The sequence below is a fragment of the Maricaulis sp. W15 genome, assembly GCF_001924955.1.
In the GTDB taxonomy this organism is placed as follows: Bacteria; Pseudomonadota; Alphaproteobacteria; order Caulobacterales; family Maricaulaceae; genus Maricaulis; species Maricaulis maris.
Genome location: NZ_LQXG01000001.1, coordinates 278,030 through 299,548 on the forward strand (window position 1 = coordinate 278,030; position 21,519 = coordinate 299,548).

The 21,519-nt window shown below is 60.9% G+C and carries 15 protein-coding genes; 11 read left to right on the forward strand and 4 right to left on the reverse strand.

Annotated elements, in window-relative coordinates; translation table 11 throughout:
* The first annotated feature begins 105 nt into the window (after positions 1-105).
* From AWH62_RS01320 to rffA, 6 genes are all read left to right on the forward strand, one after another.
* Positions 106-915: a sulfotransferase gene (locus AWH62_RS01320; protein ID WP_158025524.1), complete on the forward strand. Its 810-nt coding sequence runs from the start codon at positions 106-108 to the stop codon at positions 913-915.
* A gap of 88 nt (positions 916-1,003) precedes the next feature.
* Positions 1,004-2,863, forward strand: coding sequence for an exostosin family protein (locus tag AWH62_RS01325; protein ID WP_158025525.1), 1,860 nt, complete (start codon positions 1,004-1,006; stop codon positions 2,861-2,863).
* Positions 2,864-3,737: 874 nt separating this feature from the next.
* Positions 3,738-5,453 carry a hypothetical protein gene (locus AWH62_RS01330; RefSeq protein ID WP_075188652.1) on the forward strand — a complete coding sequence of 572 codons (1,716 nt, stop codon included), beginning with the start codon at positions 3,738-3,740 and terminating at the stop codon, positions 5,451-5,453.
* A gap of 118 nt (positions 5,454-5,571) precedes the next feature.
* On the forward strand, positions 5,572-6,660 hold the full coding sequence (gene rfbB / locus AWH62_RS01335) for a dTDP-glucose 4,6-dehydratase (protein ID WP_075188653.1): 1,089 nt from the start codon (positions 5,572-5,574) through the stop codon (positions 6,658-6,660).
* Positions 6,657-7,520 carry a glucose-1-phosphate thymidylyltransferase RfbA gene (rfbA, locus tag AWH62_RS01340; RefSeq protein ID WP_075188654.1) on the forward strand — a complete coding sequence of 288 codons (864 nt, stop codon included), beginning with the start codon at positions 6,657-6,659 and terminating at the stop codon, positions 7,518-7,520. Before rfbB ends, rfbA begins: the two co-directional genes overlap by 4 nt.
* A gap of 34 nt (positions 7,521-7,554) precedes the next feature.
* Positions 7,555-8,682, forward strand: coding sequence for a dTDP-4-amino-4,6-dideoxygalactose transaminase (gene rffA, locus AWH62_RS01345; protein WP_075188655.1), 1,128 nt, complete (start codon positions 7,555-7,557; stop codon positions 8,680-8,682).
* A 13-nt stretch (positions 8,683-8,695) separates the two neighbouring features.
* Here the strand turns inward: rffA and AWH62_RS01350 are convergent, their stop codons facing one another.
* Positions 8,696-9,064, reverse strand: coding sequence for a GtrA family protein (locus tag AWH62_RS01350; protein ID WP_075188656.1), 369 nt, complete (start codon positions 9,062-9,064; stop codon positions 8,696-8,698).
* Between the two features lie 22 nt (positions 9,065-9,086).
* Here AWH62_RS01350 and AWH62_RS16690 point away from each other — a divergent pair, with 22 nt between their 5' ends.
* Positions 9,087-9,353, forward strand: a complete 267-nt coding sequence (locus AWH62_RS16690) for a hypothetical protein (RefSeq protein ID WP_143742857.1) — start codon at positions 9,087-9,089, stop codon at positions 9,351-9,353.
* Positions 9,354-9,585: 232 nt separating this feature from the next.
* Positions 9,586-10,569, forward strand: coding sequence for a glycosyltransferase family 2 protein (locus AWH62_RS01355; RefSeq protein ID WP_083634895.1), 984 nt, complete (start codon positions 9,586-9,588; stop codon positions 10,567-10,569).
* Between the two features lie 151 nt (positions 10,570-10,720).
* Here AWH62_RS01355 and AWH62_RS01360 read toward each other — a convergent pair whose 3' ends face one another.
* From AWH62_RS01360 to AWH62_RS16695, 3 genes are read right to left on the reverse strand one after another with little or no spacing between them, the layout of a single operon-like run.
* The gene (locus AWH62_RS01360) at positions 10,721-13,972 is read right to left on the reverse strand and encodes an error-prone DNA polymerase (protein ID WP_075188657.1); all 3,252 of its coding nucleotides are present in this window, start codon (positions 13,970-13,972) and stop codon (positions 10,721-10,723) included.
* The gene (locus tag AWH62_RS01365; protein WP_083634896.1) at positions 13,969-15,588 is read right to left on the reverse strand and encodes a DNA polymerase Y family protein; all 1,620 of its coding nucleotides are present in this window, start codon (positions 15,586-15,588) and stop codon (positions 13,969-13,971) included. Before AWH62_RS01365 ends, AWH62_RS01360 begins: the two co-directional genes overlap by 4 nt.
* On the reverse strand, positions 15,470-16,123 hold the full coding sequence (locus AWH62_RS16695; protein WP_158025526.1) for an ImuA family protein: 654 nt from the start codon (positions 16,121-16,123) through the stop codon (positions 15,470-15,472). The genes AWH62_RS01365 and AWH62_RS16695 overlap by 119 nt, the downstream gene beginning before the upstream one ends.
* Before the next feature lie 397 nt (positions 16,124-16,520).
* Between AWH62_RS16695 and AWH62_RS01375 the strand changes: the two genes are divergently transcribed.
* From AWH62_RS01375 to AWH62_RS01385, 3 genes are all read left to right on the forward strand, one after another.
* Positions 16,521-17,078, forward strand: coding sequence for an RNA polymerase sigma factor (locus AWH62_RS01375; RefSeq protein WP_158025527.1), 558 nt, complete (start codon positions 16,521-16,523; stop codon positions 17,076-17,078).
* The gene (locus AWH62_RS01380; RefSeq protein ID WP_083634898.1) at positions 17,065-18,108 is read left to right on the forward strand and encodes a FecR domain-containing protein; all 1,044 of its coding nucleotides are present in this window, start codon (positions 17,065-17,067) and stop codon (positions 18,106-18,108) included. Before AWH62_RS01375 ends, AWH62_RS01380 begins: the two co-directional genes overlap by 14 nt.
* Positions 18,109-18,226: 118 nt before the next feature.
* A complete protein-coding gene (locus tag AWH62_RS01385) occupies positions 18,227-21,370 on the forward strand; it encodes a TonB-dependent receptor (protein WP_158025528.1) in 3,144 nt (1,047 codons plus the stop codon).
* The last annotated feature ends 149 nt before the right edge of the window (positions 21,371-21,519 follow it).

A 21,519-nucleotide genomic window follows, 5' to 3' on the forward strand; every position in this document is an offset into this window, starting at 1 on the left:
GCGTTGACGACAAGAAATGCGGCAATATCTGCCAGCGGAGGTGACGGGTTTACGCGATCGCCAACTGAGACAATTGCCGGTTTGAGCCAAGGGGATCTCAGCCGCTTGGCCACATTGCTCAGTCAGCGTCCGGTGGGCGAACCGGCGCCTATCCGGACAATTCATCATTTTGCCTGCACGGGCGGGACGCTGATCGCCAGGGGGCTGCAGTCGCAACCGAACTCTCTATTGTTGAGCGAGGTCGATCCGCTCAGCACGGCCCAGCTGAACACGCAACGATCCCGGTTTGCGCCGACCGATCCGATCCTTTTGGCGCGCGGTGCGCTGAATCCGGTTGATGAGGGAACCGCGGTCGAAATGTTTGGTGCGGCAGTGAAGGTTCTGTACACGCGCCTGAATCGGACTGGTCGGCGCTTGATCCTGCGCGACCATACCCATTCCCAATTCTGTACGGATGTCGACTATGGTGCCCGGCCAACCCTTGCGGCGATGCTTGCAGATGTTGCGCCGCTTCGCTCGATCGTGACGGTTCGCCATCCCATCGACTCCTACCTCGCCCTCGACCAGAACGGATGGCGGCATTTTTCCCCGTTCTCACTCGAGGAATACGCGCGTCGGTATCTCGCTTTCCTTGCCGCTTACGAAGATGTCGCAATCATTCGGTACGAGAGCTTTGTTTCTGATCCTGATGAGACAATGCGGGGTATCTGCCGGCGACTTGAGCTTGTGTACAATCCAGACTGGAAGGCTCTGCTCTCGGCGGTCCAGCTTTCCGGGGACAGCGGTCGGCGAGGTGACAAGATTGCGCCGAGATCGCGGCGGGCGTATTCCGATGATCTGGTCCAGGAAGCGCAAGCCAGCACGTCTTATCAGGCGTTGTGCCTGCAATTGGGCTATGATTCGGTGCTCGAATGACGGATGGCAATTTTCATATTGGTGAAGAGGTGCCTGTTGCTCGCGACCTTTGGGTCTTGGCCAGATTGCAATTTCGAGGGGGGTGGTAGTGTCGATTTCGTTGTTCATGCCATATTTTAGGCCGGCCGAAGCTGCGAGGCAGGAAGAGCTGGCGCTTTGTCTTCAGAAGAACAGGGAGAATGAGCTGATCTCCCATATCTATCTGATGGTTGATGATGATGCGGAGGTCAGTCAGCAGGACGGCCGTGTCACCGTGATCCGGATGGACCGGCGTCCAACCTACCAAGACTGGACCCGCCTCACCGAAGCTTACTGTCCGCAGGACATTTCGATATTGGCGAATGCGGATATCTGTTTTGATGAAACGGTGAGTCGACTTGAGGACTTGTTTGCCGTTGATCCGACCGGTTTCGTCGCGTTGAGTCGATATGAGCTGATTGGCGAAGAAACCAGTCTTCATCCCAATCCGCACTGGTCCCAGGACAGCTGGGCCTATTGTGCGGCCCACGCCTCAAATCCTGATCGTGACCGCTGCCTGAATTTCCCGCTCGGCGTGCCCCGCTGCGACAACAAGGTCGCCTATATTTTTGCGGTCTATGGTCACACGATCTATAATCCCTGTTACGATATCCGTAGCATTCATGTGCATGAGACCGGCTTGCGAACATACGACAAGAAGGGTGACATGCGTATTGTTGGCGGCATGGCCATGGTGCACGCAAGCGATGGATTGGCCGACCCGGCCAAGTTGGACATAGAGTTCTGGCCCATCCGGTCGGCTCAGTTTGGAAGTGCGAAGATCAACGCATCGCTGGAACGTTGGGCGAAAGAGCGAGGGACAAAGCTTCCTCCGGCGCAGCCTGTCCAGCCGATAGGAAAAGACAATCCGCTCGCCGCATTGACCCGTCCGGCGATTGTCGCCGTCGACGCGCCGCTGGTGGCGCCGACGCGCGGGGGGGATGTTTATGTCGATCGCAACGTTGCGGCCTATGATGCTCATTGGCAGCATCCCGCAATCACCGAGCAGCATGCCTTCAATCAGGTCAGATTGCTTGCCCAGCGCAACAGTGATGCCGCTTATCTGGGCTTTCCGTGGGCGACGCTGATCGATGTCAGCAAGCACAACCAGACCGACACAGAGCGGTTGAGTATTTTACGTGACGGTTTGGAGCGTGCAGTCGACGCCCTGGCGGGGCGTGAGCGGATATTCACGGTTTGCCAGCACATACACATGCTGAAATTTCCAGAGCTATTTGAAATGGCCGGTGTCACCGATGTTTTTTGGTCGCATGCGACCCATGGCGAGACCGGATTTGGTGATGATCGCAATATCGCGATCCACCCGTTTCCCCTCTATCCGGTCCAGATTCCCGAGGGGCCGCAGATCCCGCTTGAGGACCGGCGATATCTGTTCTCATTCGTGGGCGCCAAGGCGACACCGATCTACCTCACGGAGTCGAGGACCTTCCTGATCGAGGAGTTGGCCGAGCACCCGCGCGGCCTTGTGCGCGATCGCGAGACTTGGCACTACAATAAGGTTGTTTATGACCATCAGGTGCTGGCGCGGGCGCACAGTAGCGTCGGCTTGGTGGACAATAACGCCTCGGAGGAGTTCAAGCAGGTGATGGCTCAGACCCAGTTTGCCTTGTGTCCATCGGGAACCGGTCCGAACTCAATCCGTTTGTGGGAGACAATTGCCAGTGGCGCGATACCTGTCGTGTTGGCTGATACTTACAAGTCGCCTGGCTCGCCGGCGATCTGGGAGCAGGCCGTTATCAGGTGTGCCGAAGATCGTGCCAGTATCCGCGAGTTGCCAGAGCGTTTGGAAGCCGCTGTCGCAGATAAGGAGGCTTTGCGTCGCCGCAAGGCCGCCTTGAGGCTCCTCGCCGTTCGCTATGGCCGGTCGAATTTTGTCCCAGATGTCCTAAAGGCATTGCGGACAAGCTAACCCTGCCTCGGTCCGGAGTGCCCTGCTGGGGAAACAGAGACGACTGGCTAGCGGATTTGAGAGTGACGAATCACGTCCGGATGTTTTCGGAATCTGACGACGCTTTTGTCTATGGCTATGTCTACGTGGCGCCGTAGGTTCGCTTCATGCACGTCGATACCCAAGGCGCAGGGTGCGCACGATCCAGGCAGCGGTAAATCTGCTGAATGATCAGGTCAAGGCGGTGCTGGTCGGCACGCACATTTCTCCCGAGCATCATCGCTCGATCCTGAGGCTGTAGGGGGCGGGGCTGGGGAAGCTGTATGGAGTACGAGAGCGACCAGTCGTCCGAAACGCTTTATGGTCGGACGCAGCTGCGCGATGGAGTTGTCGTTGCCGAAAGCCCGAAATTTATCTAAATTTCAAGGCTGGGGAGGGGAGTGTTCGCCCCTTTTTCGAGCTTTGACCCAAGAAATCGCGGGGCCCATCGGGAAGGGTGGGCGATGCTTCGCGGCTGATATTCAGAGAAGCAGATCATCGTGATGATCGGGAGCTGCGAAGGTGTGGGGCGGGCGGGTTGTTTCGCAAGTACAACTCTCAAGGTTATCGTTGATTGGCAAGGCCCAAGCCCGACGAGGTGCGTGCTGGCTTCGGGAAATTTCAAGAGAGGCGGTGCTGCCTGGACAAGTACTGGGCATGTGTTTCCAAAGTGTATCGTCGAAAACCGTAATTGTTGCCAAGCGTCGAAGAGCTGGTGGTGGCCCAATTCGAATCTAGCGTGGCGGGAACAGATTGATCGGCGATGGAGTTCGAGGGTCGGGTTTCGCTTGTGTCGGAAATATCTATGGGCTGGAGTCCTCTCATTTGAAGGCGCTCTGCTGAGTGGAGGAAGAGCATGATTCAGTGGTTTAGGAGAGGCCTCGAACTGCGAGGCTTGTTTCTGCGGAGTTTGTCTTTTAACGGCTCCATGAACCCTGTCGCCGGACGCGAAGACTGGGCGCTCATGTTTGTGGGCGCGACTATCATATTTGTTGCGAATGCAAATTATATCTCGGATCTTTATTTGCTCTGGCATGATGATGCCACGTCATATTTTCAATCTTCGCTCAACCACATGATGCGCAGGGGCGGGGGTACGGTGACTAGGCACCTGATAGTTGATAATTTTCTCGCGCAGATAATGACGAATGTTTCTCCGTTCGCCGCGCGGCTGGTTCTTATCGCTGTGGGCGGGGTTCCTCTGTTCTTGACTGCGTATTGGGCCCTTCGATTGGGTTTCTCACTCGCGCCGGCTGGCGCAGCGCTTGCGGCTAGTCTGCCGCTTGTGATTGTTGGGCAGTGGGAAATATTTATTGGAATAAATCTTAGCTATGTCGTTTTCGATGTTGCTTTTTTCTTTGTTTGCATTTTGTTTCTCGTTTACGGGCGGCATGCGAATAACTGGCCTGCAACAGTAATTGTTTCAGCGTTGATCGCTTTCACTATTTCGGACGGGATATCGTCCAGCGTGCTGCTGGTGCCTGCAATTTTTTGGGCGGCGCTCTTCATTCGACCAAAGTCGCTCCTCCAAAGCGCCCTGATCTGTTTTTCGATAATTTTAGTGACGACCAAGGTCGTTCGTGAGCAATCTTCGCTTGGCCGCGCCGAGTGGGCGGGCGACCCGTTGCGCGCCGTGCTGTCGAATTTCGCCACACCCATCGACACCGTGCTTCCGGGTGGGGAGCTCATCGCATGGGTGGTGCTGTTGGCGCTTTTTGCAATGGCTGTCGGCGCCATTTATTTTGCAATTCTCAAGAAAGAGTATGAGTTGCTCGCGATCATTGGATTCGCTGCGGCTGTTTATGTTGTTCCGATAATAATTTACAGTATTGGGCGAGGTGGTTTTCCTAACAGATACAGCTTTATTTCCGTTGTCGGTCTCAGCTGCTCCGTAGGCGTGATGTTCCAGATCGTTGCGTCGTTCGTCCGGGGTGCATTGAGTGCAGAAAGCGCTGGCGGGCAAGTGTCAACAGGTCCTTCCTTTGCTTCAGGGGTCGTGGTGCTTTGCGTGCTTGCGCTGGGATTTCAAAAAAGTATCCACGTTGAGCAGCACATAGGTGTCATTTCTCGGCGTATTGAATTGGTCTCAAACTATCTACACTATGCCTCGCGCGGCCCGATTCAGGCTGGTGTTGATATTCGGCCGCAAGACCAACTCATTCTGGTTGCGGAAAACAACTTTCCTTATCTCTACCCCCATAGGGGGCCTGGTCTTGGATTTCTTCGCTTTGTTACGTCCAACCTGAATGTCGTTGGCTATGCTGGAAGGAGGCGGCTTTGTGCAGATCCGTTCTCTCCATGGGAAAGTTTCTGGAGTCATGGGCCCGGTGGACTCACGGTGGAGCGACCGATCCGTATCGTGGGCTTTTTTGGACCGAACGGTGAAGGTGCCGAGCTAAGTCATCTACTCTCGACGCAAGGCGGAAGCCTGGACGGGCCATGGACGCTATACCAGACAGGCGATTTCGGCGCGCGGCCGGTCGGCGAGGGCGAGGGGCGGGAGACGCTCGAGGCGCTATTGGCCGGGCGCGACCTGGAGCCGCACGAAATTGCATTCAGTTGTGGCCTTTAGCGCCCGTGAGGGTAGTTATTGGTGAGATAATGGTCTACTGGCTGCCGTGAAAGCTGGGGTTCACACGCGTACACTGGCAGGTTTGACCTGCAACGCGCAGGAACATTCTGGGGGGCTTATGAAAATTCTTGTCACCGGCGGTTTGGGCTTCATCGGTTCTTCGGTCGTTCGTCAGCTTGTCCAGAGCGGCGATCACGAGGTCGTCGTGCTTGACGCGATGACATATGCTGCCTTGCCCGAAGCGGTGGAGTCCTGTGTCGGGACCGGGCGCTACAGGCTTGAGGTGGGCGATATCCGCGATGTGGAGCGCGTGCGCGCTGTATTCGAGTCAGTCAAACCTGATTTGGTGATGCACCTCGCCGCCGAAAGCCATGTGGACCGGTCAATCGACGGGCCCGGAGATTTCATCCAGACCAATATCGTCGGCACATTCAACATGCTCCAGGCGGCTCGTGCCCATCTGGAAACCCTGGATGCGGAGGCGCGCTCCCGGTTTCGCTTCCATCATATTTCAACCGACGAAGTATTCGGGTCCCTGTCTCTGGACGCACCCGGCTTTACCGAAACAACGCGTTACGACCCCCGGTCGCCCTATTCGGCCTCGAAAGCGGCCTCCGACCATCTCGTTCGGGCATGGGGAGAAACCTATGGATTGCCAGTGGTGTTGTCGAACTGCTCGAATAATTACGGGCCGTGGCAATATCCCGAAAAGCTGATCCCGTTGATGATCGCCAAGGGGCGCGACCGATTGAAACTCCCCGTGTATGGCAAGGGCGCGAATGTACGTGACTGGCTTCATGTGGAGGACCATGCCGAGGCGTTGATCCTTATCGCCCAGCGCGGTCAGCTCGGCGAAAGTTACAATGTCGGCGGTGGCGCCGAGCGCACCAACCTGGATGTAGTGCACGCGATTTGCGCTTCGCTTGACGAGCGCTTTCCTGAAGCCCCGCCCCATCGCGAGTTGATCAGCTTTGTCACCGACCGCCCGGGCCATGATTTCCGATATGCGATCGACTATAGCCGGATCGAGCGCGAGCTTGGTTGGCGGCCGAAGCGAACCTTCACTCAAGGGCTTGCCGATACAGTGAACTGGTATCTCGACAACGAAGCCTGGTGGCGCGGCGTCCTTGACAGATCCGGCGGCGGCCAACGGGTCGGCCTGGGAACGGCAGGCAACGGCAAGAGCGCCGAAGGAGCCACAGCATGAAGGGCATCATTCTCGCCGGTGGATCGGGCACACGGTTGCATCCGTTGACCATCGCCCTGTCAAAGCAACTCCTGCCGGTCTACGACAAGCCGATGATCTACTATCCGCTGTCGCTGCTCATGTTGAGCGGGATACGGGAGATACTCGTTATCACCACCCCGCACGACGCAGGGGGGTTCAAGCGCTTGCTTGGTGATGGTTCGGCGTTCGGTGTTGAACTGACCTATGCCGAGCAGCCCTCTCCGGATGGTCTGGCTCAGGCTTTTATCATAGGGCGAGATTTTGTCGGTTCCGACAGTGTCGCCTTGGTGTTGGGTGACAATATCCTCTACGGCACCGGGCTCGGAGGCATACTCACGTCAGCGGCGGGCAAGCAAAGCGGCGCTACGGTGTTCGGTTACCGCGTTCATGATCCGGAGCGTTACGGCGTTGTGGCGTTCGATCAGGATAACAAAGTTACCTCGATCGAGGAGAAGCCGACCCATCCGAAGTCTAACTACGCCGTGATAGGTCTGTATTTCTACGACAATGACGTACTGGATATTGCGGCCGAAGTTGAGCCGTCCGCCCGCGGTGAGCTGGAAATCACTGATATCAACAAGGCCTATCAGGCGCGCGGTGATCTCGGAGTGAACCTCCTTGGTCGAGGCTTTGCCTGGTTCGACACCGGAACGCATAACTCACTACTCGATGCCGGCAACTTCGTGCGTACGCTTTCCGAGCGGCAGGGGGTGCAGATATCGTCCCCCGAAGAAATCGGCTGGCGCCAAGGCTGGCTCTCTGACGATGCACTTCAGCAGGCTTCGGCGCGGTTCGGCAAAAGTGGATACGGTGCGTACTTAGCAGGTTTGCTGAAATAGAATCGAAGACATTCTGCCGCCCTGGAGAAGATCTGTGACCAAAGTAAGCTTCAACGTTCCGAACACAGTGGGCCGCGAGACAGACTATCTTTTGGAGGCTGTTGCCCAAGGCCATTTGTCAGGCGACGGCCCATTCACCAAAAAATGCCATGCTTGGCTCGACAGCCAGATTGGCGGGCACGGCTTGCTTACGCACTCCTGCACAGGCGCGCTGGAAATGGCGTGTCTTTTGGCTGACCTGCAGCCGGGCGACGAGGTCATTCTTCCGTCCTACACTTTTGTGTCCACGGCCAACGCAGTCGCGCTACGCGGCGCGATTCCCGTTTTTGTTGATATTCGTGACGACACGCTCAATATCGACGAGCGCTTGATCGAAGCTGCAATTACCGAGCGGACCAAGGCAGTCATCGTAGTGCACTACGCAGGCGTCGTGGCCGAAATGGATGCGATCAATGCGATTGCTTCGAAGCACGGTCTTTTTGTCATCGAGGATGCCGCACAGGCGCTGTTTTCGACCTATCGCGGTCGGCAGGCAGGCACGTTGTCCGATGCAGCAGCGTTCAGCTTCCATGAAACGAAAAACATTCTGTCGGGTGAAGGTGGGGCGCTGATTGTCCGTGACGAGGCGTTGTTCCATCGGGCCGAAATTATAAGGGAGAAGGGCACAAATCGTAGCCAGTTCTTCCGCGGCGCCATCGACAAGTACACCTGGGTCGACCTTGGGTCGTCCTATTTGCCAAGCGAGCTGGTTGCCGCGTTCCTGTATGCGCAACTGGAGCGGGCCGCCGAAATTATCCAATACCGCCGAGATGTGTGTTCGGCCTACCAGGAGGCGTTCACAGCGCTCGAGGCAAAAGGGCGATTGCGGTTGCCAGTGACGCCGGATCACTGCGAGTCGAACGGGCACATGTTTTATCTGATCCTCAACAATATTGAGGATCGGTCAGCTTTCATCGAAGCCATGAAGGCCGCCGGCATCATGACGCCCTTCCACTATGTGCCGTTACATTCAGCTCCGGCCGGCCGCAGGCTTGGAAGGGTTGAGGGCTCGATGGCAAACACCGATTCACTCAGTGAGAGATTGGTGCGCCTGCCGGTGTACTACGGCGTGAAGGATGAGGTGTCGAGGGTCGTCGAGGTAGCGTTGACGGCCTTGGGGTGAGGTGCCGGGCGGCTCATCCGTTGGGGCGTTGTTGTCGGTTCGCGGCGAAAACCCAGATGTTCAACAGTAGAAAAATTGAGCCGGCAGCGCATGCCATGGCCATTAATTGTGCAATCTGGTGTGGCACTGAAAACGTGTGAAGAAAAACTTGGAGTCCGCCCGCCTGCACGATGTATCCGATGAAGTAGGCTGCGACGTAGCGCGGTGCGGTGTGGGCATGTGTCCTGGCGCGCTCGAATGACCAAAGGGCATTGCCAAGATAGGTCAACACGATGCCGATGGCGTATACGAGCGACGTTGCCACGAGAGGCGGAGTGGCTCCCCAACTCGCCAGAACGAGGTAGAGTCCGAACAGAGCAGTATTGGCAACAATGCCAACCACGCCGTACCGGACCGCGCGTCTGATGAAGGCGATTTCCGAAAGCTATTTCAGAACCAAAGTTGCTCAAACTGAGCGTGACGTCCCGACGAGGCTTTTGCGTAAACCAGTGAAGCGCCACGGCCATCAGAATGTTGTCGTGATTGATCGTCTCGAGTCCTATCGTGCCGCTATGACGCTGATCGGCAATGCTGGTCGTCAGGAGACTGGACGTTGGCTCGACAACCGAGCGGCCGCCCCACCTCCCCTTCTGGTGAAAGGAGCGCGTCATCGGCAAACTTCGGAGCACTGAAACCCCGCAGAAGTTCGTGTCCTCCCGGTCATCCGTTCACATTCACTTTAGTCACGAACGTCACCTAAATCCGAGAGCAACCTTCAAGCAAACCCGATATTTTGCCCTGGCTGCTACGGCAACCCGGTTCTGCGTGATGCCCCGCTTGCCAAGGTTAGGGCGTCAGTATAGCGTAATTGGCGTATTTCCAATATGAACGCCTTTACGGCGCCGCACATCGCGAGATTGCGTTTTGTCCCTTCATCGAGCGACTATCTCGGCTCCTAGCGTCGCCGTACAAGAGGCCTATGATGGCGATGTTGAGATCAGCGTCATCATTCCCGTCTACAAGGGTGAGCCATTCGTCGATGAGCTTTGCTCGCGTCTGCATACGACGCTGAGCGCTATTAACTCTTCCTACGAGATCATTCTTGTTGATGATCGGGCTCCCGACCAGGCTTGGGCGCTCATTGAAAACAATGCGCGTTCCGATGGTCGCGTGAAGGGCATCCGGCTGAGCCGGAACTTCGGTCAACACGCCGCAATTTCTGCTGGAATCGCTCATGCGCGTGCCAACTGGTATGTCGTCATGGATTGTGATCTGCAGGACCCTCCGGAGGCGATTGCCGGACTTTATGATCATGCGCGTGAAAATCCGGTGGATGTCGTTATTGCGGCGCGCAAGTCCTCGGGACTTGGCGCGGGGCGTAATCTTGGGTCGGCTATCTTCAACAGCACGCTTCGTTGGGCGTCTGGCCTCGAGGTTTCCAGCAAGGTCGGCAATTTCCGGATATTCTCCGATCAGGTGGCTCAGGCCTTCCGTCAATATCCGGAACAGCTGCGGCTGTTCCCGGCGATCATGAGTCAATTGGGTTTCGAAAAAGCCTTTCTGGAGTTGGATCGGAACGAGCGAACGATCGGAAAATCCAGCTACAATATTTTGAGCCTCGCCCGACTGGGCGTCGAAACGATCATCGCCTATTCGGAGAAGCCGCTGTGGATAGCAGCGTTTGTCGGGTTCGTGGTGAGCTTCCTGTCCGTCTTGTTCGGTTTGTACACGTTGATCACGTCTTTTTGGTTGGGTGTTGAGGTTCCGGGCTACGCGTCACTGGCAATCCTGCTGACCTTTTTGAGTGGTGCTCAGGTTTCGCTGGTGAGCTTTGTGGGTTTGTACGTCGGGCACACGCTTTCGGAAGTAAAGCGCCGTCCGATTTTCATAGTTGAGCAAGTGATTTAGGTAACTTCGAGTTTTAGGGCCAAGGAGTGGGTGACCCGAGTCCCATTTGGTCCCGCATCAGAATTAAGAGTCTGTCGGACCGGAGGGATTCGGGTCACCATAAGAATACCAAACAACTGGCGCCAGTGCGGGGCTTTGCCGGCAGCGGGCTTCAATGGAAATCGCGACTGTTCGGAATCACCCTGACATTTCTGGGATGGGAGCGGCCGCGCGGGTCGCGGGCAACCGGTCCCTTGGCTTCGTCGGCCCGTGCCACGGCGCCGTCCAGTGCCGCGCGCTGGGCGTCCTCTGACAGCAGGGAGAGATCATCGGTCTTGTCGATCAGGCTGTCGCACACGATGTGAACCACGCCATCGGCCTTTTGTATCCGGCCGGTCACGGCCACCAGTCGCGCGCCCATCACCACGGGCCGGAAGCGATCGAAAACGCGCGGCCAGACCACCAAATTGGCGATGCCGGTTTCGTCCTCGATGGTCATGAAGACAACGCCGCTGGCAGTGCCGGGTCGTTGTCGCACCAACACCACGCCGGCGGTTTTCACCCAGCGGCCATGAGGGCGCTCATTGGCCTCGCTGGTTGTCACCAGGCCAAGCCGGCCATGCGCCTCGCGCAGGAAGGCCATGGGGTGGGCTTTCAGGGACAGGCCGGTGGTCTGATAGTCCTGAAGCACATGTTCCGACAGCGGCATTTGCGGCAGGCCGGCTTCGGTTTCATGGCCGAAAGCGCTGACATCGGCGCTGTCGAACAAGGGCAGGCCGCGATCCCGCGCCCCGCCGCGCACGGCCCACAAGGCCGCGCGCCGGTCCAACCCCATCGAGCGGAAAGCATCGGCGGCGGCGAGCTTTTCCATCATGCCGCGCCCCAACCCGGTGCGGCGGCGCAGGCCGGCTGGATCATCGAAGCCGGGTCCGCGGCGTTGCATCACGACCGCCGCTTCTTCCTGGCGCATCCCGTCGATCTGGCGAAAGCCCAGGCGCAGGGCGAAACCGCCGGCTTCGCACGGTTCCAGCGTGCAGTCCCAATCGGAATAGTTCACGTCCACACCGCGCACCTCGACACCGTGTTCACGCGCATCGCGCACCAATTGCGCTGGCGCGTAAAAACCCATCGGCTGGGCGTTCAGGATCGCCGCCGCAAATATTTCGGGGTGATGGCATTTCAGCCAGGACGAGACATAGACCAGGAGGGCAAAACTCGCGGCGTGGCTTTCCGGAAAGCCGTATTCGCCGAAACCCTTGATCTGGTTGAAGCAGGCGGCAGCAAATTCCGGCGCATAACCGCGTGCCACCATGCCATCGACCATTTTGGTCTCGTAATTGGCGATCGTGCCCATCTTGCGGAAGGTTGCCATTGCCCGGCGTAGACCATTGGCCTCGTCGGGTGTGAATTTGGCGGCATCAATGGCGATCTGCATCGCCTGTTCCTGGAACAGCGGTACGCCCAGCGTGCGACGGAGGATTTGCGCCAACTCGTCCGGCGGGCCGTGATCGGGAGACGGGCTGGGAAAACGCACCGGTTCCAGCCCTTTGCGGCGACGCAGATAGGGATGCACCATATCGCCCTGGATCGGTCCCGGGCGCACGATGGCGACCTCGATTACCAGGTCATAGAAATTGCGGGGCCTCAGCCGTGGCAGCATGGTCATCTGCGCCCGGCTCTCCACCTGGAACACGCCGACGCTGTCGGCCCGGCACAGCATGTCGTAGACCGCCGCGTCGCCGTCGGGGATCGAGGCGAGGTCCCACGTCTCGCCCTTGTAAAGCGCCAGCATGTCGAAGGCCTTGCGGATGCAGCTCAGCATGCCCAGCGCCAGCACATCCACCTTCATGATGCCCAGCGCGTCGATATCGTCCTTGTCCCACTCGATGAAGGTGCGTTCCTCCATGGCGGCATTGCCGATGGGCACGGTCTCGATCAACGGCCCTTGGGTCAGCACGAAACCGCCGACATGCTGGGATAAATGGCGTGGAAAACCGATGAGTTCGCTGGCAAGCTGGATTGCCTGGCGGATCACCGGCTTGTCCGGGTCAAGCCCGGCCTGACGGATATGGTCAGCACTCACCTTGCTGCCCCAACTGCCCCAGACCGTGCCCGTCATCGCCGTCGAGATGTCCCGGGACAGTCCGAGTGCCTTGCACACATCCCCCACGGCCGAACGCGGGCGATAGGAGATCACCGTTGCCGTCAACGCAGCGCGGTGCCGACCATAGCGGCGATAGACATACTGGATCACCTCCTCGCGCCGTTCATGTTCGAAATCGACGTCGATATCGGGTGGCTCCCGCCTTTCCTTTGACAGGAAGCGCGCGAACAGGAGTGAAGAATTGGCCGGGTCCACACTGGTGATGCCGAGGCAGTAGCAGACCGCCGAATTGGCCGCCGATCCCCGCCCCTGGCAGAGAATGCCCTGGCCACGTGCCCAGGCGACAATGTCGTGCACGGTCAGGAAATAGGCCGGATAGTCGAGATCTTCGATCAGGGCGAGTTCATGCTCGATCAGCGCGCTGACTTTGGGCGGAATGCCTTCGGGATAGCGTTTGCGGGCGCCTTCCCAGGCCAGGTCCGTCAGGTGGTGTTGCGGCGTCCGGCCTGGCGGAACCGGCTCGTCGGGATAGGTATAGGAGAGTTCGTCCAGGCTGAATTGACACAGCGAGGCGATTTCGCAACTGCGGACCAGTGCTGCCTCATATCCCTTGAACAGGCGGGCCATTTCCTGGGGCGGTTTGAGGTGGCGTTCGGCATTGGCTTCGAGCCGGAAGCCGGCGCTTTCAATGTCGCAGCCTTCGCGGATGCAGGTCAGCACGTCCTGCAGCGGCCGCCGGGCGGGCGTGTGGTAGAGCGCATCCTGCGTCGCCACCAACGGCACGCCGGTCCGCTCGGACAGGGCGGCCAGCGCGCCGAGACGGGCACCGTCCCCGCCGCCCATGCGGTGGATGGCGGCCAGGTAGAGGCGGTCTTCCCAATGCGCCCTGAGGCGCAGGAGCAGGGGTTCAAAATCCGGATCGGGATCCGCTGGCGGAATGGCGATGAATATTTGGCCCTCGGCATGGGCGAGGATGTCGGCCAGGCTGATATGGCATTCACCCTTGGGCACCTCGCCCATCTTGCCCTTGGACAACAGGGTGGAAAGACGGCCATAGGCGGCCCGGTCGGTGGGATAGCAGACCAGGTCTGGCCCGTCAGTGGGACGCAGGCGGGCACCGACCAGAAGTTTAAGTCCGTGTTCGCGCGCCGCCAGATGCGCCCGCACCACGCCGGCCAGCGTGTTGATGTCACAAATTCCCAGCGCTTCGAGGCCGAGCTCCTTTGCAGCCAGCACCATTTCCTCGGCATGGGAGGCGCCGCGCAGGAAGGAAAAATTGCTCAGCGCAATCAGCTCGGCATAGGCGGGGGCTGCGGTCATGCGAACAGCCCGTGCACATACCAGGCAGGCGGCCCGCCGCGGCCATCGCCATAAAGGCCTTCACGGAAGATCCAGTAGCGGCGGCCCTGCATGTCCTCGACCCGGTAATAATCCCGCGCCCGGCTTGGCCGGGGCGGCGGTCGCCACCATTCCGGCGCGATGCGTTCCGGCCCGTCGGCCCGGCGTACCTGGTGGATGATGCGGCGCCAGACAAAACGCATGGGCGGGCCGTCGGGGACTTCTGCGATCACCTCCAGGGTTTCGGGACGTTCGAACAGGCGGATCGGACGTGGCGCCTGGCCGGCCGGGATCGCTCCGCGCCAATCGGGCAGATCACCGTCGTAAAGGCTCAAGGCTTCGGCCCGTTCCGGCAGATGGCTGGCGACGGGTTTGAGAATGCGCACTACCCGGTCGCCCAAGCGGGCCGTGATCCGGTCTGCCAGCATCGAGATGGCGGCCAGGTCCGGGGCTTCACCCTCGAAATCTGCACCGAAGCCGCGGGCCACGACCGTGACCGGCCCGGTCCGCGCCGCTTCCAGTTCCAGCAATTCAATGCCGAAACCCGGATCAACCTGCTCCAGCCGGTCCCGGAACAGGCGCAGGATATGAGCGGGATCGCACACCGGTCGTGCTGCACCGACCGTCAGCTGCGTCACGCTTTGATCGACCCGAAAGGCGGCCAGTCGGAAGCTGCGGGCCCCCTCACCATGCTGGTTCAGCCGTTCGCACAGGGCCGGGGCCAGTCGCTCCAGTCCGGCACGCACCCCGTCCAGGTGCAAAAGCGGCTCCAGGCAGGGCAGGCGAACGGCATGATCCGGCGCCGGGCGGATCGGATCCAGCGGTTCGGTCCGTCGGCCCAATGCCTGGTCGAGCCGGATCAGGACCGCTTCCGCTGCCTGCCGCGAGCTGAAGCGCCGGGCCAGCGCCTTGCGGTCAATGTCATAGAGCTGGCCGATCCGGGTCAGGCCGAAGCGGCGCAACAGGGTCAGTGTTTCGTCGGTCAGGCGCAGCCCGGCCATGGCCAGGCCCCGGAGGCCGTCGTGCAGGTCCGGCGTGTCCAGACAGGTTCGATCCGCGTCCTCATGCGCCAGCGCCCAAGCTGCTCCGGGGGTCGGTGCCAGGCCCAGTCGTGCTGTCAGTCCGCCACGGGCCAAACTGCCGGCAATGTCCGCCAGCATGGCCGTTTCGCCGCCGAACAGGTGTGCTCCACCGGTTATATCGACCAACAGGCTGTCATCGCCCCAGATGGCGAGACTGGGCGACCAGCGCTCCATCCACAGGGCGAGCGCTTTCAGCGCCCGGGCATCGGCATCCCGGTCGACCGGTTCGGCCATCAGATCCGGTGCGCGGGCGCGGGCATCGGCAAAGCGCTGGCCCGGCTCGACGCCCTGATCCTGTGCGGCAGCGTTGGCGGCGACTACGCGCAGCCCGGCCGGTCCGGTTTCGGTCAGGACGAAGGGCGGCGTGACGGAGGGTTCCGTCCTGTGTGGCCCCGCCTTATCCTGTGCGTCGCCAGCCGACACTGCCGCCGGCAAGGGCCGGGCCGAGCCGGCGCGGCTGCGGCCGAGGCGTTGCAGTGGCCAGTCCGGAAACCAGACGCAGACATGGCGTCTCATCATGAAGCTCCAGATAGAAATCCCGTCCCGCCTCGCCCGGCCGCAGGCGGGACTTCTCCAGCACTGCGCGCCAGGCCGGCCGCCCCGGGGCGCGCTGATCATGAGGGTCGGGCATGGAGGGTTGGGCCGAAACCCGCCAACGCCCGTGTGCGGCCGTCGCCCCCGACCGCTTGTGGGGAAACATCAAGACCAGGGGCACGCCGCTGTCCTGACTGGCCAGGACCAGGCGCCGCGCCGCGGTGAAATCCATGTCGTCCAGCTCGGCCACCACGGCGGCCAGGGCCTTGTCCCGCGCGCCTTCTTCAACGGCTCGCAAAGCCTCCATCCGGTCGCGCGCCTCGACCAGCAACAAGCGTCCCGGATCGAGCCCGGCCGCGACCAGGCCCTGGCCGCAAACCCGCCCGTGCTCCAGGCTGAGCGTCCGCTGGCGCACCCACAGGCTGACACCCGGTCGCCCCGCATCGCGCAGGGCCGCCAGGGCGAAACCTGTCAGGGCCGGGAAATCCCCGAACCCCGCTTCCACCAGCTCATGCATTCCGGCCCGCCCCAATCCGAAGGGAAAAGGGGGCGAAGCGGCCTCAGGGGCCTCGGAGGTAATCGGTTGGCGGAACATTGTTCTGTTTTTGTTCCAAAGCCGAAAAGAGTCAAGCAGAGTCCGATCCGACCACCCCGGATTGCCGACAAGTTCATGAATTCAAACGAGCAAGATTGGCCCGGACCATACCGGTCCAGATATTTGCTGTGTGATTGTCAAAGGGCCATCTGACTTGGACACGCAGCGCGGCTGATCGGGTACCTTGCGTCGTCAGCCCGTGCGGGCGACGATGACAGTCTTGTGTCAGGCGTGGTCTGGCGTGCGGGTCCGGTGTGCGGGCCAACGGGGAAAGCGTTTGTGGCGGGCAAGGTCGCAAACGTGGGGCTTGGTCGTGGCCGTGAGTGACGCGTTCAATGTCGAAAGTCTGTATCGCGAGCATGGCTCGCGCCTGCGCTGGATTGTGCGCCGCATCGTCAAGAATCCGCAGGATGCTGACGACATCACCCAGTCGGCCTTCGAGCGCTTGTTGAAGACTGATGTCGAGGCGCGACCGGTGCGCGATGAATCGGCCTTCCTCACCACCATCGCGACAAATCTGGCGCGCAATCATCTGCGCCACCGCAATACCGTGCAGCGCCATTCCGAAAGCGTCGCGCACCATTATACCGACGTGTTCGTGCAATCGCGCACGCCGGCTGAAAGTGCGATGCCGAACGAGGCACGCGAACAGGCGTTGCAGGCGGCCATCCGCAGCCTGCCGCCGAAATGCCGGACCGCTTTCGTGCTGTGCAAGTTGAAAGGATTGACCTATCAGCAGGCCGCCGAGCGCATGGGCGTGTCATCGCACATGGTCAAGAAACACATTCAACGCGGCATGGCGCTGTGCGCTGCGCGTCTGCAATCCGGGGACAAACCCGGAAGCAATACCACAGGGGCTGGGAATGATGCCGGTTGATCCGACGTCCGATATTCACCACGACGCGGCTGGCTGGGCCATCTGGCTGCAGGCCGGGGCGCCGTTCGACCCTGAGCGCCAGGCGGCGCTGGAAGCCTGGCTGGAGGTCGATCCTCGCCATGGCGAGGCCCTGTCGGCTTGCCTCGATCTTGACGCGGCGCTTGAGCAGATGCGGTTCGGCGGTTGGGCCGAGGACCTGATCGCTGAAGTCGAGGCCGAGCTGGATCACGTCGCGCCTGCGCCACGTCCTGCCGGTATCGTTGCCGGCCTGGGATGGAGGCCGCTCGCCCTGGCAGCCTCGATCCTCCTGCTGTTGGCCGTGACCCCCTTCCTGGTCGGCCCGCTTCTGGTCGGCACACCGACGGCGCCGGTCGAACAGGTTGTCGCCGAAGCCTTCTCGACCGAACGCGGGGAAATGCAGACCCGGGTCCTGGCCGACGGGTCCACCGTCACATTGAATACCGGTTCGCGTATCGAGGTCAGTTTCAGCGACCGCGAGCGCCGTATCGTTTTGCCGCGCGGTGAGGCCCTGTTCGAAGTTTCGCACGATCCGTCACGCCCCTTCATCGTCGCGGCGGGCGGGTATGAGGTGCGGGCCGTCGGCACCGCGTTCAACGTCTATACCCGTGCTGACGGGCGCACGATGGTCACCGTTGTCGAAGGGATCGTGCAGGCGCGCGATACGGTTGCCCAGGCGAATCCGGCCCTGTTGCATGCCGGCGACCAGGTTGAATTGGCCCCGGGGGCGCCACTGCCGACACCGCAACGGGTCGATGCCGACCTGGCCGTGGCCTGGCGCTCCGGCCGGCTTGTGTTCGACGGGCGGCGCTTGGCAGATGTCGTCGACGAGTTCCGGCGCTATGGGGATATTGCCGTCGAATTTGCCGATCCGGATGTTGCTGAAATTGCCGTGTCCGGCGTGTTCGACCCGCGCGACAGTGACGCATTCTTTGCGGCACTCGACCGGATGGGCCCGGTCGGGATTGATCGCGATGTCGACCGGATCCGGCTTTACAGTTCCAATGAGTGACGGGCGGGGAGGTGCCACTGCACACCCCGGGGACGGGCCCGGACAGGTTTGAGGGGACGGCATGCGCGTCAGGCGGTCAGGTCTGAGCTTCGCTGCCCGGCTGTTGGCTGGCGCGGCCATGAGCCTTGTTCTGGCGCCGTGTGCTATGGCGCAGGCCGACACGCCGGCCAGCGCTGAAGCGGGCCGAGAAACCCGCATCCTGTTCGACATTCCGGCGGGGCCGCTCGCCAACGCGTTGCGTCGCTACTCCATCCTCACCGGCCGCCAGCTCCTGTTCGAATCGCGTCTTGTCGAGGGGCGTCGCGTGGCGGCCCTGCGGGGTCTGGCAACGCCCGGCGAGGCACTTGATGAATTGTTGGCCGGCACCGGCCTGCAGGTTGACCGGGTCGATGCCCGCACCGGGGTCCTGTCAGTCTCGGTACCGGTATCGACATCACCTGATGTGGCGACGGGTCTGCCCGTCGAGGCGGCCCGGGTTGTTGAAAGCCGACCTGTTGGTTGGTTGACCTTGTCCGGCACCGCAGTTCCGGCTGATCCGGGCGAGGTTATCGTGGTGACCGGGTCCCGCTTTGCCCGCTCCAATCTGACGGCGGTGACGCCGGTCTTCGTCTTGGGTCGCGCCGAGATGGAAGCCTCCGGAGCCTATGAAATGGGGGCGCTGCTGGCGGCACAGTCTCCAGCGACACTCGAGTTCTCGGGACAATCGACGCATCTGAGCGCCCAGAATGCAGGCCTCACATCGGTCGGCTTGCGGGGGTTGGGAACGACCCGGACCCTGGTGCTGATCGACGGGCGTCGGACTGTGTCCAACAGCGGCAATGCCAGTCGTTTCGGATCAGGTTCCATCCCGGTCGAGTTTGTCGAACGGGTCGAGATCACAACCGGCGGTGCGTCGGCGCTGTACGGCTCAGATGCCATCGCCGGCGTGGTCAATTTCGTGCTTCGCGACGGTATCGACGGCGGTTCGGCGCTTTTCCAATCGGGTTTGACCGAAGATGGTGGCGGTGCCTTTTCGGTTGGGGCCATGACCATAGGACGCGCGTTTGCGGCCGGCCGCGGCCATGTGCTTGCCAACCTCACGATCGATCAGGTCGGCCGCATCGGCGGCGACCAGCGGGACTGGGCGCAGGCCGATATCGCTCTTTCCAATGACGGCACGCAATTGGAGGCGGACCGCAGCACCTACACGTCCGGTGGTCGCTTCATTGGTTATGATTTCTGGTTTGATGAATCCGGTCTTCAGCAGGGGTTTGACCCGGACCTGGACAGTGTCTCGATCCGGCCCGAAGCCACGGTCAGCTTGCCGCGCGAGCGTCAGATGCTGTCGTTGAAGGCCCGCTATGATTTGGCAGATCATGTCGAACTCTTTGCGACGGCCCTCATTTCACGCAGTCAGAGCCGGGCGACACGCGAAGCGCAGACGGCTTATTACGGGCAGGATTTTGGTCCCGACCGGGTCGATATCGGCCGTATCGCGCTGGATAATCCTTTTGTGCCTGAAGCGATCCGTGATGCGGCGCTGGCCGACGGGCTGAGCGGTATCACCTGGCGTCGACGCTTTACCGAATTGGGGCCGGAATATCGCGATATTGACCGCGCGACCGACCGTTTCTGGGCTGGGCTCACGGGGCAGGCGGCGGGCTGGGACTGGGAGGCCTATGTCGGCCATGGGCGCTACACCCAGATCCAGTTGCGCAGCGGCGAACTCAACTATCGCCATATCCAGAACGCACTCGATGTCGAGCCGGTCGCCGGCGGAGCGGGCGGCTATCAATGCCGCGACAGCGCCGCCCGGCTCGCCGGCTGTGTGCCACTCGACATGTTCGGCGTCGGTTCGATCAGCGCTCAAGCCGCGGACTATATCCGAGCGACCGACCGGCTCGATATTGATGTGCGCCAGGATACATTCGGTGTCACGCTGACCGGCGAGGCCGTTTTTCCCGGCTTGGGCGCCATACCCTTGGCCCTGGGCGTCGAGCACCGACGTGACCAGCAGCATACGGTCGGTGATCCGGTCACCCAGTCGCGTGATACCGGTTATGTCGATGTGCCGGACCTGGATGCGGCCGTGGATGCAACGGAAGCCTTTTTCGAAACCTCCCTGACGCTGTTGTCCGGGCGACCGATGATTGAGCATCTCGGTGTCGAATTCGCGGGGCGATTGGCCCGCTACGACATTGAAAGTGTTGGCGGGGTCGGCAGTTTCCGGCTTGGCGCCAGCTGGGTGGTGTCACCCGGTTTGCAAGTGCGCGCCCAGATCGCCAATGCCCAGCGGGCGCCGGGCATGAATGAGTTGTACTCGCCGCCGCGCGGCGATTACGACAGCGTGTCCGACCCATGCGACGGCGTCACACCGGCATCGTCCGGCACTGTGGCAGAGAATTGCCGCGCCGATGCCCGTATTGCCGCCGTGATCGCAAGCGACGGCGTTTTCACGCAGAGTGGCAGCAGCGTCTATGCGCCCAATTCCGGCAATCCCGATCTCACCGAAGAGGGCGCGCAGAGCTGGAATCTCGGTTTTGTATTTACACCACCGCAGCGTCCCGGCTTCTCGCTGATGCTGGACGCCTATGATATCCGCGTTGACGGGGCGATCTCATCGCTGAGCAGCCAGTCGCTGCTGCGTGAATGTTACGGCGCGACAAGCCTGCCTGCCGCGAACGCCTATTGCGACACGATTGAACGATCCCAGTCCGGCCAATTGGTCGCGATGCTCAATCGCACCGATAATCTGCATGCGCTCACATCAAGCGGCGTCGATATGCGTATCCGCGAGGGCTGGCGTGTCACGGATGGCTGGTTGCATGGCGACTGGAATGCGCAACTTCTCTACGCCTACACCCATCGCCTGCAGCAGGAGTTCGCGCGCACGGATGGTTCGGTCCAGATCAATCGCTGGGACGGGGAGGTCGGCACGCCGACGCATCGTTGGGCCGGCTCGCTGACCTGGGAGCGCGGTGACTGGCAATTGCAATGGCGCGCCCGCTATGAGGGGGCCGGTCTGGACAGTCATGATCGCGCTGCCGCAGGCGATACCGATGGCCAGCTCTTCCTGGCGGTGGATCCCTGGCTGCAACACGATGTGTCGGCCCGCATCGATCTCGCCGACGGCTGGCGGTTGTTCGGCGGGATCAACAATGTCTTTCATGACTATGGTCCCTTCCTTCCCAGTGGCACCGACAGCGGCGACCGGCGCAATTTCAACCCGGCCTATGATGTCGCGGGACGCACGGCTTATCTGGGTTTGAGGCGCAACTGGTAGTCCCTCCGCCGGTCAAGGCCGGACGGAATTTCACAAAAATGTCGCTGTGCAGGTACCCGACCCGCGCGCTGGCGTGTCTCCCCTAGACAGGCGTGTTGACCCGCCGTCGAGGGGACGGCGTGGCATGCGACGAGGGGAGTATCCGATGC